Raw genomic sequence first — 17,114 nt, 5'->3', positions numbered from 1 at the left:
AACTCGCATGATTATCACGGTTCCAACCAAACCCTATTCTGACCAGAAGCCCGGCACATCGGGCCTGAGAAAGAAAGTTCCGCATTTCCAGCAGGAACATTACGCCGAAAACTTCATCCAATCGATTTTCGATTCGCTGGAAGATTTCAAAGGCAAGACGCTGGTGATCGGCGGCGATGGACGGTTCTATAACCGTGAAGTCATTCAAAAAGCCATCAAAATGGCAGCCGCCAATGGCTTTGGCCGGGTGCTGGTGGGCCAGGGCGGCATTTTATCGACGCCTGCGGCCTCCAATATTATTCGCAAGTACAAAGCCTTTGGTGGTATTATTCTCTCTGCCAGCCACAATCCCGGCGGCCCCACCGAAGACTTCGGCATTAAATACAATATTGGCAATGGCGGCCCGGCACCGGAGCGCATCACCGATGCCATCTACGCCAATTCCAAGACCATCACCTCCTATAAAACGCTGGATGTGGCCGACATCAATCTCGACAATATCAACAGCTTTGAACTGGGCACCATGACGGTTGAGGTGATTGATCCTGTTGCGGATTATGCAGCCCTCATGGAGCAATTGTTTGACTTCCCCGGCATTCGCAACATGTTCAGCCTCGGCTTTCGCATGTCGTTTGATGCCATGAGCGCCGTCACCGGCCCCTATGCCAAGGAAATTCTGGAAAACCGTCTGGGTGCACCGGAAGGCACAGTGCGCAACGCCACCCCCCTGCCCGATTTTGGCGGCCATCACCCGGACCCTAATCTGGTCCACGCCAAAGACCTTTATGACGAATTGATGGGGCCTGATGCGCCTGACTTTGGCGCAGCCTCGGACGGCGACGGCGACCGCAATCTGATTATCGGCAAGGGCATGTTTGTTACCCCGTCCGATAGCCTTGCGATTTTGGCAGCCAATGCCAATCTCGCGCCCGGCTATTCCGGCGGTATTGCTGGTATCGCCCGCTCCATGCCCACCAGTGCGGCTGCCGACAAGGTGGCAGAGCGGCTGAAGATTGGCATGTATGAAACGCCAACCGGCTGGAAATTTTTTGGCAATCTGATGGATGCTGGCAAAGTGACCATCTGTGGTGAGGAAAGTGCTGGCACCGGCTCCAGCCATGTGCGCGAAAAGGACGGCCTTTGGGCTGTTCTGCTGTGGCTTAACGTGCTGGCCAGCCGTGGCGAAAGCGTGCAGGAAATCGTACGCCAGCATTGGGCCAGCTATGGCCGCAATTACTATTGCCGTCACGATTATGAAGAAGTCGATTCCGATGCCGCCAATGGGTTGATCGAGGCTTTGCGTGCAAAGCTTGCTGATCTGCCCGGCACCAAGATTGGCGATCTCACTGTCGAGGCCGCCGATGATTTTGCCTATCATGATCCGATCGATCATTCCGAGAGCAAAAAGCAGGGCATTCGAATTATGTTCGAAGGGGGATCACGCATCGTGTTCCGCCTGTCTGGCACCGGCACGTCTGGGGCCACCCTTCGGGTCTATATCGAGCGCTATGAGCCGGATTCGTCCAACCACAGCATGGAAACCCAGGAAGCTTTGGCCGATCTGATTGTGGCTGCCGAAGAACTGGCAGACATCAAGGCCCGCACCGGGCGCGATGCGCCGAGCGTTATCACCTGATCGGGGCCGATGACCGGCGGCGGCGCATATGTGACAGCGACGGGAGCAGACTTTGCGGTCTTCTCTCGTCATGCCGAGCGGGTCGAATTATGCCTGTTCGACGACGCCGGTGAACAGCAAACCCGCTGTCTTGCCATGCATGGCGGCGAGGACGGATTTTTTCGCATCACGGTACCGGGTCTTAAGGCGGGCGCGCGCTATGGCTATCGCGCCCATGGTCCTTATGATCCCGATCAGGGGCAATGGTTTGATCCCTCCAAGCTGCTGGTCGATCCCTATGCGATGATTCTGGATCGGCCTTTCCAGCATGATCAGCGCCTGTCAGAGTTTGGCTTCGATACGGCATCGCTGGTGCCAAAAGCCATTTTAACGGCCCCGGTTGCCGTCAAAATTGCACCGCCCCTCCTGCCCGCCAATGGCTTTATCTATGAAATCAGCGTGCGTGGCTTTTCCATGCTGCACCCGGATGTGCCAGAAGCCATGCGCGGCACGCTCAAAGCCCTCGCCCACCCCGCCATCCTGGCCCATCTCAAACATCTGAGTGTTGATGCGGTTGAACTTTTGCCCATCACCGCATGGATTGATGAGCGTCACCTCGCAGCCCTTAATCTTCGCAACAGCTGGGGCTATAACCCCGTGGCGTTCATGGCGCTCGACCCTCGCCTTTGCCCCGGCGGTCTGGACGAATTGCGTGACACCGTGACCGCCCTGCACCGTGAGGGCATTGGTGTCATTCTCGATTTGGTGTTCAACCACACGGGCGAGAGCGACCGCTATGGGGCAACGCTCTCAATGCGCGGGCTGGATAATCGCAGCTACTACCGCCATCTGCCCGATCAACCCGGTGTTTTGGTCAATGATACGGGCTGCGGCAATACGGTGGCCTGCGACCATCCTCAGGTCCGGCAATTGATTGTCGATAGCCTGCGCCATTTTGTTGCCCACGCGGGTGTCGATGGCTTTCGCTTTGATCTCGCCCCGGTGCTGGGTCGCACTGCCAATGGCTTTGACGCGCAGGGCGAAACGCTGAGTGCTCTTCTCAGTGACGATCTTTTGTCTGACCGTATCATGATCGCCGAACCTTGGGATATCGGCCCCGGCGGCTATCAGCTTGGCCATTTTCCAAAGCCGTTTCTGGAATGGAACGACCGCGCCCGCGACGTGATGCGCAGATTTTGGCGGGGTGATGATTATATGAGCGGGCAAATCGCCACTGCATTGGCTGGCTCATCGGATGTTTTCTCTCAAGACAGCACCCGCAGCGTCAATTTTATCGCCGCCCATGATGGCTTTACCCTGCATGATCTGGTTGCCTATAGCCACAAGCACAATGAGGCCAATGGCGAAGACAATCGCGACGGCCACAACGACAATCATTCCTGGAATAATGGCGCAGAAGGTGAGACGACCGACCCGGCCATTCTGGCAGCCCGCAAACGCGATCTCAAAGCCCTGCTCTCCACCCTGTTTGCTTCAAAAGGCTGGATCATGCTGACGGCAGGCGATGAAGGCGGACGCAGCCAGCACGGCAATAACAATGCCTATTGCCAGGACAATGACCTCACCTGGCTGGATTGGTCGAAGCTTGATCGCGACCTCGTTGATCTCACCGCATCGCTTTCTAAGTTGCGCAAACGTTTTCCCGTTCTCGGTGATCCCGCCTTTTTCAAAGATCGCGAGGTTGAGTGGCTATCGGCATCGGGTAAGCCCATGTCTGTATGGGATTGGGAAGCCCAACATGGCGCGTTTATCGGGCTTATCCTCAACACACTTGATCACAACACCCAAACTTTGGTTCGTCTCGCCATTCTGATCAACCGGGGTGAGGCATTTTCGCTGACCATGCCTGAAGCATCTGTTGGACAATGGCGCAATGTTTTGGCGAAAAAGCTCGCCGCCAGCGGGGAAATTCCGGCCCGGTCCGTGACATTCCTGATTGAAGACCAAATATCAGGATCTTGAAATAAGCTTGTTTATAAACAATTGCGCCCCAGCTTTTAGAGTTTGTCAGGGAAAAGTGGAATCCGGTTTTCCCGATAAGACAAACGAAAACAAAGAATGTTAGAGTCTGTCTGGTTCAGTCTGAACCTGACAGACTCTACTGCATAATTCCTTAAATCGGAATCGATTTAAGGTGAAAATTATGCAGCAGATTAAAAGTGTTACAGCGACCTTTGTGCGCCATATTTGGCGCACGGCGCTGTAACAGAGTGTCGCGTTGATAATGAAGAGGGCGATATGCCACGCGAAATTTCTCTTGCCGAATTGCCTGATCTCGTGGGTCAGGAAGTGGGTGTGTCCCAATGGATCAGCATCGACCAGACGATGATTGATGCCTTTGCCAATGCCACCCACGATCATCAATTTATTCACACCGACCCGGAACGCGCCCAGGCGGAAAGCCCGTTTGGCGGCACAATTGCCCATGGGTTTCTGACTGTATCACTTCTCTCTGCCATGAATTACGATTGTGTACCGGTGGTGCGCGAACAAACCATGGGGATCAATTATGGCTTTGAAGCCTTGCGCCTGATGTCACCCGTGCGCTGTGGCGCGCGCATTCGCGGCCGCTTCACTTTGTCCAATGTCCGCTTTCGCGGCGCGGCCATGGCCATGACCACTTATGACGTGACGGTGGAGATTGAAAACGAGCAAAAGCCCGCTCTCACCGCCACATGGCAGACCATCGTTCAGTTTGATCCCAAGGATCGCCCGGAGGGTGTTTAAATCGTCGCAAAGCTTGCGAAAAACGCAAAAGGCCCCGGATCAACTCCGGGGCCTTTGGCTATGATCACTTAAACACGGGTGGCTGGCTCAGATCGGTTGCGGGCTTCGCAGCCGGTGCGGTGTTTGCGCCGCCAAAGGACGGGGGTGCACCGAGATTGAAATTCGGCCCAGAGCTGCCGCTATCGCCGCCGATCGGCGGAAGGCCAAGGCCGCCGCCAAGCGCAGGAACCTCGATTTTCACCTTGTCGAGATTAAGCTCTTTGGGTTTTTCCACCCACATGGTTACCGATTGCGGCAGAAAAATTACCACGCCAACGATGATCAATTGCATGCAGACCCATGGAATGGAGCCGAGATAAATCTCGCGGGTCTTGACGCTTTTGGGGGCAACGCTGCGCAAATAAAACAGCGCAAAGCCGAACGGTGGATGCATGAAGCTGGTCTGCATGTTCACGCAGATCAACACCCCGAACCAGATCAGATCAATGCCGAGATGCTGCGCAACAGGGGCCAGCATCGGCACGACGATAAAGGCGATTTCGAAGAAATCGAGGAAGAAGGCGAGGAAGAAAATGAAGACGTTGACGAACAGCAAAAAGCCGGTTTGTCCACCCGGCAGGCCGGTCAGCATATGTTCAATCCAGCGCGAGCCATCCATGCCCTGAAACACCAGACTGAAGCAGGTGGAGCCCACCAGAATCATCACCACCATAGAGGTGATCGACATGGTGGATTCCATGGCTTGCCGCATCAAGGACCATGTCAGGCGCCGATGGGCCGCCGCCAACACCAATGCGCCGACAACGCCCAATGCGCCCGCTTCTGTTGGCGTGGCAAGCCCCAGAAAGATCGTGCCCAACACCAAAAAGATCAGCACGATGGATGGCAGCATACCGGCCAGAACCTTGCGGATCAGCTTCCAGTCCAGATCGCCGCGCACTTCCTTTGGCAAAGGCGGCACAAGCGATGGGCGGAAGATGGAAACGCCCAAAATGAACAGGATAAAAATGCCGATCTGCATCATGGCCGGGCCAACGGCACCCATATACATATCGCCCACCGATTTGCCGAGCTGGTCGGACAAAATCACCAGAACCAGTGAGGGCGGGATCAACTGCGCCATGGTGCCAGAGGCGGCGATAACCCCGGTTGCCAGTTTTTGGCTATAGCCGTAGCGCAGCATGACCGGCAGCGAAATCATGCCCATGGTGATCACCGAGGCCGCAACAGTGCCCGTGATGGCTCCCATGATCGCGCCAACCAGAATAACCGCATAGGCAATACCGCCGGGCACAGCACCAAACAGTTTGCCTGTGCCCTCCAGCAGGTCTTCAGCCAGGCCGCAGCGCTCCAGAATGGCACCCATCATGGTAAAGAACGGAATGGCCAACAGCAGATCATTGGAAACAATGCCGAAAAAGCGATAGGGCAGCGCTTGTAGAAACACCTCCTGAAAATGGCCAGTGGCAATGCCGATCAGACCAAAAAAGATGCCGACCGCACCCAGCGAAAACGCCACCGGAAAGCCAAACAGCATGAAAAGGACCATGCCAAGGAACATGGCGGGCGGAATGATACCGAAATCGAACATGGTGGTGTCCCCTCTAGAGTTTGTCAGGGAAAAGTGGAATCCGGTTTTCCCGATAAGACAAACTCAAACAAAGAAGTTTAGAGACTGTCAGGTTCAATCTGACCCTGACAGTCTCTAAAGGCGGTGGCTTATTGCAGCGGCTTTTCGTAGCGGGTGTCGACAACCGCCTGGCCATTCAACGCTGCAATGCGTTTGACCAGTTCGGACAGGCCTTGCAACACCAGAAGCGCAAAGCCTGCGACCAGAATCAACTTGACCGGCCAGCGCAACAAACCACCCGCATTGGAGGACATTTCATTTTGGGTAAAAGACAACCAGAAGAACGGCCAGCACAGGAAGGTCATGTAAGCGCACACTGGCAGCAGAAAGAAAGTCAATCCCATGGTATCAATCCAAAGGCGCTTGCGCTCTGATACCGCCCCATACACCAGATCGACCCGCACATGGCCGTTCTTGCGCAGCGTGTGGGAAGCTCCCACCAAAACCACATAGGCGAACAGATACCACTGAATTTCCAGCCAGCCATTCGAGCTTATGTTGAAAATATAGCGTATAATGGCATTGCCCGCGCTGATCAGGCAGCACAGCAAGACCAGATATTCCGCAATGCGGCCAAAAAATTCGCTTAAGCGATCAACTGATCGGCTTAATCCCAACAAAAGGTTCATTGACGCTCTCCCAAATCTACGATTTGCTTAGAACAAGCAGCGTTCTTGCGCAACCGCGGCGCTTTGCCATTCAGCAAATTTGGGCAAAACCAAGGTGCTATTGGTCTAAAGTCCAAGAGTTTCTCGCCTGATCTGCAACCTATCCTTCTTTGCAACAATCTTCGCGTTGCACGCGCCGTTGAGTTCAGTTACTTTAGCAAGGTGCGGCAGAATGTTTTTGACGGGGCCGGTTTGACCGACAGATCCGGGACACAGCCGCGCAGAATGTCTTGGGAGAAACCGCTTTTGGGGAGCAGGAGCATGAGCGAACACCATTCAGGACCAGTCGAGACTGGTGCCAAAATGGACTATGCCGAACACGAAAAAACCTATGAACGCTTTATTGGCCTGACAAAATACGGCTCAGCCATCATCGTCGCCCTGATGATTGCCATGGCAGCAGGTTTCTTTGGCGCGGCAGGCTTTTTGGGTGGCCTTGCCATCTTCATCATCCTCAGCGCCGCGGGTATTTTTTTGATGCGCTGAAGCGCTTTAAAAACACATCAAAAATTCAGGCATAAAAAAAGCCGGGGAACACCCGGCTTTTTTATTGAATTCTTGATGGGATCAGCTGGTGCCGCGCGTCCGCGCCAAGCCATCGCGCGCGGGCTGATAGTTTGGATCAAGCCCAACCGCGTGAGCGTAAGACTTCGCTGCCTTGACCTTATCGCCACGACGCTCATAGACCAGCGCCTGATTGGCCCAGGACTCGGCCAGCTTCGGGTTCATCTCGATGGCGTGATTGAAATCGGCAAAAGCATTCTCGTCGTCATTCAAAGCGAGATAGCTCACACCACGGCCATTGTATGGCTCAGGCGCACCCGGAGACAACGAAATCGCCTTGGAGAAATCTTCGATTGCCTTATCATGCTGGCCGCGCAGCTGATAAATCAGGCCGCGATTGTGATAGGCCCGGCCATCAGTGGTGTCGAGAGAAATCGCCTTGGAGAAATCCTGAAACGCCTCATCAATGCGTCCGGCCTGACGGTAAATATTGCCGCGACCAATATAGGCAACATCATAATTCGGATTGATTTTCAAAGCAGCCGTGTAATCACGCGCCGCTTCAACAGGCTTGCCCATGTTGCGATACACAAGAGCACGATTTGCATAGGCTTGATAGAAATTCGGATTAATCTGCAAAGCCGTGCTGAAATCAGCCAAAGCGCGATTGAAATCGCCTGCACGGCCATAAGCGGAGCCACGCACATTATAACCGCTTGGATCTTTGGGATTGGCCTCAATGACGGCGGTGAGAGAACTGATGTTTTCTTTGGAGCCTTGGGCGCGGTCAATATTGATCACATCCGTGGTCGGGTTGGTCTGGCAACCAGCCAGGGCGAAAAAGACGGCGATGCCGAGTGCCTTTACTCCCAGTCCATTCCAGCGCGACATTTGCGCCTTACCGCTGATGTTGGAAGATATCCCGGCCATATGCACCATGCTTTCCGTTCCGCTTAACTAACGACGTATCTGTCACAATGACGGCAAAGAAACGTCAACCATTGAAATGAGCCATATGATTATATCTTAAACCGATTCCGGCCAAGCACATCATCGCATCATTGCACAATAGACTATCTTCAACATAGAAAAAGCGGCCACGTAGAGACCGTCGCCGCTTTTTTAATTTAAACCACTGAATTGCGGCCGATTAACGGCTGGCAACACGAGGAGCAGGCGCGGCAATCAGGCCTTCGCGCTGCATCTTCTTGCGCGCAAGCTTGCGAACGCGACGAACGGCTTCAGCCTTTTCGCGAGCACGCTTCTGCGAAGGCTTTTCATAGTAGTCACGCATTTTCATTTCACGGAAGATGCCTTCGCGTTGCATCTTCTTCTTCAAGGCGCGAAGCGCCTGATCAACGTTGTTATCGCGGACAAGTACCTGCACGTCGAATCCCGTTCCTTTGGTTTTATGGTCAACAGCCGCCAGACGAATGCCGCCTGACGGACCCAAAAAAATACTGTTCACTGAACCCGAGAATTCAGTAATTTCGAGCGCCAATAACAGATCGACAGGCCAGAGTCTATATCCAGTTGCGCAGTCTTTTAAAAAAGACCCTGCAAATGCACTCTAAGCCCGCAATCTCAATCATATTGAGGCGTGAAGCGCTTTTTGCACAAAGGTTCGCGGTCGACCAATCCAGTGAACCACCCAGTGCGTTATATAAAAGAATCAGACAAAAATGTCATGGCTGTGCACGAATAATGCTGGCGTGTCGAAAGACGAACAGATGCGTGTCGCAAAGGAAGGGGCATGGCGTATATTGATCTGTCACAGCTTTGCCTCTACGCCAAAGTGACGTGGTTATAGGAGAAGATGGAATGCGCAAATATTCGGTTTTTGCCGTCGCCCGCGAGGCGCTTCGCGCCCACACTGGCTGGAGCGCCCAATGGACCTCACCCGAGCCGCGCAAATCCTATGATGTCATTATTATTGGCGGCGGTGGCCATGGTCTGGGTGCCGCCTATTATCTGGCCAAGGAGCATGGCATCACCAATATCGCCGTGATTGAAAAAGGCTGGATTGGCGGTGGCAACACCGGCCGTAACACCACAATCATTCGCTCCAATTATCTCTATGAAGAGAGCATGGACATTTACGAGCACTCCTTGAAACTCTGGGAGGGCTTGAGCCAGGAGCTGAATTACAATGTGATGTACTCGGCTCGCGGCGTGATGATGCTGTCGCACAATGTGCATGACAAACAATCATTCAAGCGCCACGTCCACGCCAACACGCTTTATGGCATTGACAATGAGTGGTTGACGCCGGAACAGGCCAAAGCCTTCTGCCCGCCGCTCGATATTGCCAAAACTGCCCGCTACCCCATCAATGGCGCCGCACTCCAGAGGCGCGGCGGCACGGCCCGTCACGATGCCGTAGCCTGGGGCTATGCCCGCGCCGCCTCTGATCGCGGCGTACACATCATTCAAAATTGTGAAGTGACCGGCATTCGTCGTGGACCCGGCGGTGAAGTTATTGGCGTCGACACCTCCAAGGGCTTTATTGGTGCCAAGAAGATTGGCGTTTCGGCCTCGGGCCACAATTCCATGGTGATGGGCATGGCCGATGTACGCCTGCCGATCCACTCAACACCCTTGCAGGCGCTGGTGTCAGAACCATTGAAGCCGATCTTCCCCTGCGTGGTGATGTCCAATACCGTGCATGCCTATATTTCCCAATCGGATAAAGGCGAGCTGGTGATTGGCGCTGGCACCGATCAGTATAACTCTTACTCGCAAACCGGCGGTTTGCAGATCATCACTCATACGCTCGATGCAATCTGTGAGCTGTTCCCGATTTTCCGCCGCGTCAAGATGATGCGCCAATGGGGCGGGATTACCGATAACACATCCGACCGCTCGCCGATCCAGAGCGTGACGCCGGTGCCTAATCTGTTTGTCAATTGCGGCTGGGGCACGGGTGGTTTCAAGGCAACACCGGGGTCTGCCAACCTGTTTGCCCATCTGATTGCCAAGGGTGAGCCGCATGCGCTGGCCAAGGGGCTAACGCTGGATCGGTTCCGCACCGGTCGGTTGATTGATGAAGCGGCCGCTGCCGCAGTTGCACACTAATATAAGGGGATTTCGAGATGCTGTTGATCAAATGTCCCTATTGTCAGGAAGAACGGTCCGAGCTGGAATTTCATGGCGCAGGCGAGGCGCATATTGTGCGGCCAGCCAATATTGCCGAGATTTCTGACGAAGAGTTTGAGGCCTATTTCTTTCTGCGCGATAACCCCAAGGGCATCATTTTTGAGCGCTGGCGGCATTTGCATGGCTGCGGACGCTTTTTCAATGCGGTACGCGATACGGTCAGCGACAAATTTCTGCTGACCTACAAGGCAGGTGAAGCCAAACCGGATGACGCCACAGTTCAGACCCTCATCGACAACAAGGGAGCTGCGAAATGAGCGGAGCCAATCGTATTCCCGGCAAGGGCCGTCTGACCCCCGCCAGAACCGCCCGTTTCACTGTGGATGGCCGCATTCTCACCGCCCTTGAAGGGGATAGCGTCGCTTCGGCGCTGTTGGCCAATGGCATTCATCTGGTTGGCCGCTCGTTCAAATATCACCGCCCGCGCGGCATTCTCACCGCTGGTCCAGAAGAGCCAAACGCCCTGCTCGACATTTCGCGCGATAGCGCGCGGCGTCAGCCAAACGTGCGCGCGCCCGTGCAGGAAGTGTTTGACGGCATGCGCGTGCAGACGCAAAACCGCTGGCCGTCGCTGTCGATGGATATTGGCGCGGTCAACGACCTGCTCTCGCCGTTCTTTGCCGCTGGTTTCTACTATAAAACCTTCATGTGGCCGAAGAGCTTTTGGCACAAGATTTATGAGCCGATCATTCGCCGGGCCGCGGGCCTTGGCGTGGCCCCAACCGAAGACGACACCGACCATTACGCCAACCGTTATGCCCATTGCGATGTGATGGTGGTCGGTGGCGGCGTGGCGGGCCTGACGGCAGCACTGGCAGCAGCGGAAACCGGCGCGTCCGTGATCATCTGCGATGAACAGCCGGAAATGGGCGGCGCCTTCCATTATGACACGGGTGCGGTGATTGACGGTCAAAACGGCTATGACTGGGCGCAGGCCACTGTGGCGAAATTAAAAGCCATGGACAATGTGACGGTGCTGACCCGCACCACAGCCTTCGGCTACTACAACCACAATTTCCTCGGCCTTGCTGAACGTGTGACCGACCATATCGCCAAGCCTGCCAAGGGCTTGCCGCGCGAACGGCTTTGGCAGGTGCGTGCAAAGAAGGTGGTGCTGGCCACGGGTGCCATTGAGCGGCATATGGTATTTGCCAACAACGACCGCCCCGGCATCATGCTGGCATCGGCAGCGCGCACTTATCTGAACCATTTTGGTGTGGCAGTGGGTGCGAAAGTGGCGGTCTACACCGCTCATGATTCGGCCTATGAGGCGGCGATTGATCTGAAAAAAGCGGGCGTTACCATTGCCGCCATCGTGGATTGCCGCGACAAGCCCGGCGACGCTGTTCTGGCAGAAGCGCGGGGCTTGGGCATTGAGGTGCTGACCGGCCATGGTGTGACCGATACATCTGGTCGCCTGCGGGTCAAGAGCATCAGCGTACAGCGCAATTCCGGCGGTTCCACCCGCAAGATTGAGGTTGATGCCCTGCTGGTCTCGGCTGGCTGGACGCCATCGGTGCATCTGTTCTCGCAATCACGCGGCAAGCTGAAGTTCGATGCCGCCAAGGATCGTTTCCTGCCCGATGTTTACGTGCAGGAAAGCCTTTGCGTGGGTGCCTGCAATGGCACAGACGATCTGAGTGAATTGCTGGCGGAAGCCCATGCCGCCGGTAGAAAATTTGCCAAAGAAGCGGGCGCAGAAGGCACAGCCTCCACCGCCACGGAAGGGAAAAATGCCCATGCCTGGACAGGCGGCATGATTGGTGCTGCCCAAGGCGCTGGCCGCGACACCACGGTCAAAGCCTTTATCGACTTCCAGCACGACGTTTGCGCCAAGGATATTCGCCTGGCGGTGCGCGAGGGCATGCACTCCATCGAGCATATCAAGCGCTTCACCACCAATGGCATGGCGTCCGACCAGGGCAAACTGTCCAACATGCACGGGCTGGCCATTGCCGCCGAAATGCTGGGCAAGGATATTCCGCAAGTTGGTCTCACCACCTTCCGCGCGCCCTATACGCCGGTAACCTTTGGCACGCTGATCAACCATTCGCGCGGCGAACTGTTTGATCCGACCCGCAAAACCCCAATGCATGATCTGGAAACAGCCCTTGGTGCTGATTTTGAAGATGTCGGCAATTGGAAGCGCGCTTGGTATTACCCCAAGCCCGGCGAGGATATGCATGCCGCCGTCAACCGCGAGTGCAAGACTGTGCGCGAGGTTGCGGGCGTGTTCAATGCCTCTACGCTCGGCAAGATCGAGGTGGTTGGCCCGGATGCGGCCAAATTCCTCAATCTGATGTATACCAACCCGTGGGACAGCCTGAAGCCGGGCAAAGCCCGCTACGGCATCATGACCCGTGATGACGGCTTTATCTATGACGATGGTGTGGTCGGACGGCTGGCCGAAGATCGCTTCCACGTCACCACCACCACCGGCGGTGCGGCCCGCGTGCTGAACCACATGGAAGACTATCTGCAAACGGAATTCCCGCATCTGAACGTCTGGCTCACCTCTGCTTCCGAGCAATGGGCGGTGATTGCCGTGCAGGGTCCAAAAGCCAGAGAGATTATCGAACCCTTTGTGGAAGGCATCGATATTTCCAATGAAGCCTTCCCGCATATGAGCGTCGCCGAGGGTAAGTTCTGCGGCGTGCCGACGCGACTGTTCCGCGTGTCGTTTACCGGAGAAGTGGGCTTTGAAATCAACGTACCTGCCGATTACGGCGCATCGGTTTTTGAAGCGGTGTGGAAGCGGGCGGAAAGCTTTGGGGCCTGCCTCTATGGCACCGAAACCATGCACGTGCTGCGCGCCGAAAAGGGCTATATCATCGTCGGCCAAGACACCGATGGCACGCTGACACCAGACGATGCCAATTACGGCTGGGCCGTCTCTAAAAAGAAGACGGATTTTGTCGGTATTCGCGGCCTCAAGCGCCCTGATCTCGTGGCCTCCGGCCGCAAGCAATTGGTCGGCCTTTTGACCAAAGACCCGAACGAAGTGCTGGAAGAAGGCGCACAGATCGTTGCTAACCCCAACCAGCCAAAGCCGATGACCATGCTCGGCCACGTGACATCATCCTATTGGTCAGAAAATCTTGGCCGTTCCATTGCCATTGCCATGGTGGCGGGAGGCCGCGCCAAGATGGGCGAAACCCTCTATGTGCCGATGCCGGATAAGACCATTGCGGTTGAGGTGACGGATATGGTGTTCTTTGACAAGGAAGGAGGCCGGATTCATGGCTGATATGATCAATGCCGCCCGCAAAACGGTTTTGGATGGCAAGACGGCTGGCTCCGCCCATGTCAAACTGACACCCGGCACGCCTGCCTCGCGCATTTCCTTGCGAGCAGGCACCGATGCGGTGGCTGGGCTCTCCACCGCCTTGGGCCTTGCCTTGCCAACAGCGCCGAAAACATCCGCCCAGTCCGGTGCCCGTCTCGCATTCTGGATCGGTCCCGATGAATGGCTGGTGATTGACGAAAGCGAGGCCGACCTGATGGGTGCCTGCGCCACCTCCGGCACCATCCATTCCGCAACTGACGTATCCCACCGCAACACCGCCATTCTGGTATCCGGCGCAGGTGCCCGTCTGGCTCTGAACACCGCCTGCCCGCTTGATCTCTCCTTGAAAGCCTTCCCGGTTGGCGCTGTGACCCGCACGGTGTTTGGCAAGATTGAAATCGTGCTCTACCGCATGACCGAGCAGGACTTCCGTGTGGAATGCTGGCGCTCCTTTGCGGAGTATGCGTTTGGAATGTTGCAGGAAGGTGCGGCGGACGCGAGCCCTTAAATCCCTCCCAAACAAAAAAGCCGCCTTGCAAAAAACAATGCAAGGCGGCTTTTATTTTGGCCCGGTTTTGACGGTCAGAAGCGGGTAATCACAGTCGCCCCAACGCTCTGGAACTTATCCATATTGGCCAGCGCATCGGGTGCCTCGTCAAGGCTGATCTGACGCCCCACCAATCGCGATGGGTCCAGTTTGCCACTTTGTACCATATCCAGCATCGCGCCATAGCGATGGGCCTGCATGCCATGGCTGCCCAGCAGTTCCAGCTCCCAGCCAATCACCTTGGCCATTGGAACCTGCGGCTTGGCGTGATCGGCAAGCATCAGCCCAACCTGGACATGCTTGCCGCGTCGGCGCAGGTTTTGCACAGAATTGAAGCATGTGGTTGGATGTCCAAGCGCATCGAGCGAAACATGCGCCCCACCCTTGGTGATCTCCATCACCGCCTCAGCGACGTCGCCAACGGACAACGCATTGACGGTTGCAACAGCGCCCAACTCCTTCGCCAATGCCAGTTTTTCTTCACCGATATCAATCGCCACAACATTTGCACCGACAGCGTTGGCAATCATCACAGCCGACAATCCGACGCCGCCGCAACCATGCACGGCAACCCATTGTCCAGCCCCAGCCTTGCCCTGATCAACAACAGCGCGAAAGGATGTCGCAAACCGGCAGCCGAGGCTGGCGGCCGTGGCAAAATCCATTGTCTCCGGCAGAGCCACCAAATTGAGATCTGCCTGATGGATCGCGACATACTCCGCAAACGATCCCCAATGGGTAAACCCTGGCTGGAACTGGTTATGACATACCTGCTGATGTCCTGCATGGCACTCGTCACAGGAACCGCAGCCGCCCACGAAAGGCACGGTCACTCGGTCACCAACCTTCCACCGCATCACACCCTTGCCCAAGGCAACAACGGTACCGGCCAACTCGTGGCCCGGCACATGCGGCAAGGTAATATCAGGGTCGTGCCCCATCCAGCCGTGCCAATCGCTGCGACATACGCCAGTCGCCTCAACTTTCACAACAACGCCGTGCGACGGCGGTGTCGGATCATCGACGGTCACGACCTTGGCATCCTGGCCAAAGGCTTCAAACAACACAGCTCTCATCTTGGCTCCCATCTTTCACATAACGCACAGGTTATGCCTTTGTATCACGTTACCTGCAGGAGCGAACAGCGGCAGCGCTGAACATCCTGCGAAATGTGCAGCGCCAAAAAATGATCACTTCCAACTTTTAAAATCGTCTGCAACGCAGCCAAAGGGTGCATTTTGGTCCCCAAACCGCGCTTGAAGATGTCCACATGCCCAGCGATTAAGAGGCCCTGGCATGATATTGTTGATATCCATTGCCGGTGAGGTGAACTGCGACGGAGCCGCAAAGACATACCAAAGCCAATAACCAAACAAGGCAACCAGCAGAAGCAAGACGGCAGCTACAAACACCTTGACGCTCTGAAGGAAAGGCTGGGATTTCGCCTGTGGATCAATTTCACTATGTTCACCGATCACACCTTGATCGGAGAGGCTACGGAGCAAATCGGCGCGCTCTTCCCGCTCTAAATTGATACGCTCCATACGGCTGTCCAGCAGCACGGGTACGGAAGCGTGTTCATGCCACACCGCTAACGCGACAGCGTGTCCTTTTGATTCGCCAATAACGATGGGTTCAGCACCTTTCTCAAGTTGCGTGAATGCCATCCGCTTGGTTTTATCCTCTCTGACCATATCTGCATAGGTGAGAGACAATCCGCCCCTGCTCTCGCTGGAAGCCGTGATTGAAACGGGAATCAAGCTCAACAGTCCGGGCTGCCGGATAGTGCCACGCGAACGAAGTATCCGAAATAGTGTCAGCAACAAAACAACCAAGCCTGCGGCGAGCAAGAAACCGAACGCAAGAAAACTAATGATGCGATTCCACAACATCGAAAGGCCGAGCGAAAGCGTTGCAAGTTGCGGATCTGTTTTCGAGATGACAATGCTGGCTTCATAGTCGCCGGTATGAAGATCCACGAACATGAAATCGGTTTCTGCAACGTGCTTCACACCGTCATAGGTGTAGGTGAGCTTGGCTTCACACGACGTAAAAATTGCCTTCTTGGTCCTGCAACGTCCATTGATGTCGCCGTCTTGCAACTCCAGCGGAGCCTGCTTGATCTGGAGATCGCGCGCAATTCCTGGCCCTTCCATATAAAAAATCGCGACCAGCAACGCGAGAATAATGGGAGGTGAGAAATAGTACACGAAGGGTAAGGAGAGAACGCCTCGCTTGATGGTCAACGGACGTTGAGGAAGTGTCATATTCAAATTCATCATGATCTATCTAGCTACGATGGTTCACCGGAAATTTTTGTTTTCACAAGACCTTACCATAATAGGAAACCTACGCCGATAGAACCCCGCAATAGCCAAGGAATCTCCAAAAACAGAGACTTATATCAAACGTCTTTGAAAAGAACCCTTTCGGCCATTTGCGTCGACCGATCAAGCGGGGAGCAAGACCGCGGGAGCCTGGCTCCTCTTCCCGCCTGTATGTACCGTCGCGCAAGAATGGAAAAACCCCGCAGGGTTTGCTACGGGGTTTTTTTGATATTTGGTTGCGGGGGCAGGATTTGAACCTGCGGCCTTCAGGTTATGAGCCTGACGAGCTACCGGGCTGCTCCACCCCGCGTTATTGTTATCTGACGTTGGGCGGAAGCCCGGTGTTTTTTGTTTTGTTCTTTCTCGAACGCTTTGCGTTCTGCGAGAGAACGGGGCTGCTCCACCCCGCGTTATGCTTGAATGCAAAAGGGCCGCGATAGCGACCCATTGAGTTTTCGGCGGGGCCGATGTTTGTGTGAGAAGGATTGATTGATTTGATATCAACGATTGCCTTTAGCAGACCTGGCAGCGACCTACTCTCCCGCGTCTTAAGACGAAGTACCATTGGCGCAGGGGCGTTTCACGGCCGTGTTCGGAATGGGAACGGGTGCAGCCACCCCGCCATGACCACCA

The 17,114-nt window shown here is 55.3% G+C and carries 14 protein-coding genes, 1 tRNA gene and 1 rRNA gene; 8 read left to right on the top strand and 8 right to left on the bottom strand.

The features are described from left to right. The first annotated feature begins 7 nt into the window (after positions 1-7). From E6C51_RS18405 to E6C51_RS18395, 3 genes are all read left to right on the top strand, one after another. The gene (locus E6C51_RS18405) at positions 8-1,636 is read left to right on the top strand and encodes an alpha-D-glucose phosphate-specific phosphoglucomutase (RefSeq protein ID WP_190237075.1); all 1,629 of its coding nucleotides are present in this window, start codon (positions 8-10) and stop codon (positions 1,634-1,636) included. 9 nt (positions 1,637-1,645) lie between these two features. After that, a complete protein-coding gene (glgX, locus tag E6C51_RS18400; protein WP_190237074.1) occupies positions 1,646-3,598 on the top strand; it encodes a glycogen debranching protein GlgX in 1,953 nt (650 codons plus the stop codon). A 276-nt stretch (positions 3,599-3,874) separates the two neighbouring features. After that, positions 3,875-4,363, top strand: a complete 489-nt coding sequence (locus E6C51_RS18395) for a MaoC family dehydratase (protein ID WP_190237073.1) — start codon at positions 3,875-3,877, stop codon at positions 4,361-4,363. A 64-nt stretch (positions 4,364-4,427) separates the two neighbouring features. Here E6C51_RS18395 and E6C51_RS18390 read toward each other — a convergent pair whose 3' ends face one another. Further along, a complete protein-coding gene (locus E6C51_RS18390; RefSeq protein WP_146937215.1) occupies positions 4,428-5,954 on the bottom strand; it encodes a TRAP transporter large permease in 1,527 nt (508 codons plus the stop codon). A 128-nt stretch (positions 5,955-6,082) separates the two neighbouring features. Next, complete coding sequence (locus E6C51_RS18385; protein ID WP_190237072.1) at positions 6,083-6,622, bottom strand: TRAP transporter small permease subunit; 540 nt, start codon at positions 6,620-6,622, stop codon at positions 6,083-6,085. A 300-nt stretch (positions 6,623-6,922) separates the two neighbouring features. On the opposite strand from E6C51_RS18385, the gene E6C51_RS18380 reads away from it, so the two are divergent. Beyond that, complete coding sequence (locus E6C51_RS18380; protein ID WP_190237071.1) at positions 6,923-7,147, top strand: aa3-type cytochrome c oxidase subunit IV; 225 nt, start codon at positions 6,923-6,925, stop codon at positions 7,145-7,147. Positions 7,148-7,228: 81 nt separating this feature from the next. Here the strand turns inward: E6C51_RS18380 and E6C51_RS18375 are convergent, their stop codons facing one another. Together E6C51_RS18375 and rpsU are read right to left on the bottom strand one after the other, a co-directional pair. After that, positions 7,229-8,056 carry a tetratricopeptide repeat protein gene (locus tag E6C51_RS18375; protein ID WP_146937307.1) on the bottom strand — a complete coding sequence of 276 codons (828 nt, stop codon included), beginning with the start codon at positions 8,054-8,056 and terminating at the stop codon, positions 7,229-7,231. A gap of 259 nt (positions 8,057-8,315) precedes the next feature. Continuing rightward, positions 8,316-8,552 carry a 30S ribosomal protein S21 gene (gene rpsU, locus E6C51_RS18370; RefSeq protein ID WP_075640281.1) on the bottom strand — a complete coding sequence of 79 codons (237 nt, stop codon included), beginning with the start codon at positions 8,550-8,552 and terminating at the stop codon, positions 8,316-8,318. Between the two features lie 434 nt (positions 8,553-8,986). Between rpsU and E6C51_RS18365 the strand changes: the two genes are divergently transcribed. From E6C51_RS18365 to E6C51_RS18350, 4 genes are read left to right on the top strand one after another with little or no spacing between them, the layout of a single operon-like run. Next, entirely contained in the window at positions 8,987-10,240 is a 1,254-nt protein-coding gene (locus E6C51_RS18365) for a sarcosine oxidase subunit beta family protein (RefSeq protein ID WP_190237070.1), read from the top strand. A 17-nt stretch (positions 10,241-10,257) separates the two neighbouring features. Further along, the gene (locus tag E6C51_RS18360) at positions 10,258-10,578 is read left to right on the top strand and encodes a sarcosine oxidase subunit delta (RefSeq protein WP_146937208.1); all 321 of its coding nucleotides are present in this window, start codon (positions 10,258-10,260) and stop codon (positions 10,576-10,578) included. Next, a complete protein-coding gene (locus E6C51_RS18355) occupies positions 10,575-13,568 on the top strand; it encodes a sarcosine oxidase subunit alpha (protein WP_190237069.1) in 2,994 nt (997 codons plus the stop codon). The genes E6C51_RS18360 and E6C51_RS18355 overlap by 4 nt, the downstream gene beginning before the upstream one ends. Beyond that, on the top strand, positions 13,561-14,115 hold the full coding sequence (locus E6C51_RS18350) for a sarcosine oxidase subunit gamma (RefSeq protein WP_190237068.1): 555 nt from the start codon (positions 13,561-13,563) through the stop codon (positions 14,113-14,115). Before E6C51_RS18355 ends, E6C51_RS18350 begins: the two co-directional genes overlap by 8 nt. Before the next feature lie 74 nt (positions 14,116-14,189). On the opposite strand, the gene E6C51_RS18345 is transcribed toward E6C51_RS18350, so the two are convergent. The 4 genes from E6C51_RS18345 to rrf form a co-directional block, all read right to left on the bottom strand. Next, complete coding sequence (locus tag E6C51_RS18345) at positions 14,190-15,230, bottom strand: zinc-dependent alcohol dehydrogenase family protein (RefSeq protein ID WP_190237067.1); 1,041 nt, start codon at positions 15,228-15,230, stop codon at positions 14,190-14,192. Positions 15,231-15,344: 114 nt separating this feature from the next. After that, positions 15,345-16,436 carry a hypothetical protein gene (locus E6C51_RS18340; RefSeq protein WP_330999786.1) on the bottom strand — a complete coding sequence of 364 codons (1,092 nt, stop codon included), beginning with the start codon at positions 16,434-16,436 and terminating at the stop codon, positions 15,345-15,347. A 278-nt stretch (positions 16,437-16,714) separates the two neighbouring features. Then, positions 16,715-16,791 (bottom strand) — tRNA-Met (locus tag E6C51_RS18335). 210 nt (positions 16,792-17,001) lie between these two features. Further along, a 5S ribosomal RNA gene (gene rrf, locus E6C51_RS18330) occupies positions 17,002-17,114 on the bottom strand; the annotation flags it as partial.

It is taken from the genome of Gillisella terrae (assembly GCF_004801395.1).
Taxonomy (GTDB): domain Bacteria; phylum Pseudomonadota; class Alphaproteobacteria; order Rhizobiales; family Rhizobiaceae; genus Allorhizobium; species Allorhizobium terrae.
Note: the sequence above shows the minus strand (reverse complement) of the source record. Positions and strands in the feature narration are given on the sequence as shown.

Coding starts and splice junctions, on each gene's coding strand:
- E6C51_RS18380 (WP_190237071.1), top strand. CDS start 6,923: ATGAGCGAACACCATTCAGGACCAGTCGAGACTGGTGCCAAAATGGAC.
- E6C51_RS18360 (WP_146937208.1), top strand. CDS start 10,258: ATGCTGTTGATCAAATGTCCCTATTGTCAGGAAGAACGGTCCGAGCTG.
- E6C51_RS18405 (WP_190237075.1), top strand. CDS start 8: ATGATTATCACGGTTCCAACCAAACCCTATTCTGACCAGAAGCCCGGC.
- E6C51_RS18390 (WP_146937215.1), bottom strand. CDS start 5,954: ATGTTCGATTTCGGTATCATTCCGCCCGCCATGTTCCTTGGCATGGTC.
- E6C51_RS18340 (WP_330999786.1), bottom strand. CDS start 16,436: ATGATGAATTTGAATATGACACTTCCTCAACGTCCGTTGACCATCAAG.
- E6C51_RS18355 (WP_190237069.1), top strand. CDS start 10,575: ATGAGCGGAGCCAATCGTATTCCCGGCAAGGGCCGTCTGACCCCCGCC.
- glgX (WP_190237074.1), top strand. CDS start 1,646: ATGACCGGCGGCGGCGCATATGTGACAGCGACGGGAGCAGACTTTGCG.
- E6C51_RS18365 (WP_190237070.1), top strand. CDS start 8,987: ATGCGCAAATATTCGGTTTTTGCCGTCGCCCGCGAGGCGCTTCGCGCC.
- E6C51_RS18345 (WP_190237067.1), bottom strand. CDS start 15,230: ATGAGAGCTGTGTTGTTTGAAGCCTTTGGCCAGGATGCCAAGGTCGTG.
- E6C51_RS18385 (WP_190237072.1), bottom strand. CDS start 6,622: ATGAACCTTTTGTTGGGATTAAGCCGATCAGTTGATCGCTTAAGCGAA.
- E6C51_RS18395 (WP_190237073.1), top strand. CDS start 3,875: ATGCCACGCGAAATTTCTCTTGCCGAATTGCCTGATCTCGTGGGTCAG.
- E6C51_RS18375 (WP_146937307.1), bottom strand. CDS start 8,056: ATGTCGCGCTGGAATGGACTGGGAGTAAAGGCACTCGGCATCGCCGTC.
- E6C51_RS18350 (WP_190237068.1), top strand. CDS start 13,561: ATGGCTGATATGATCAATGCCGCCCGCAAAACGGTTTTGGATGGCAAG.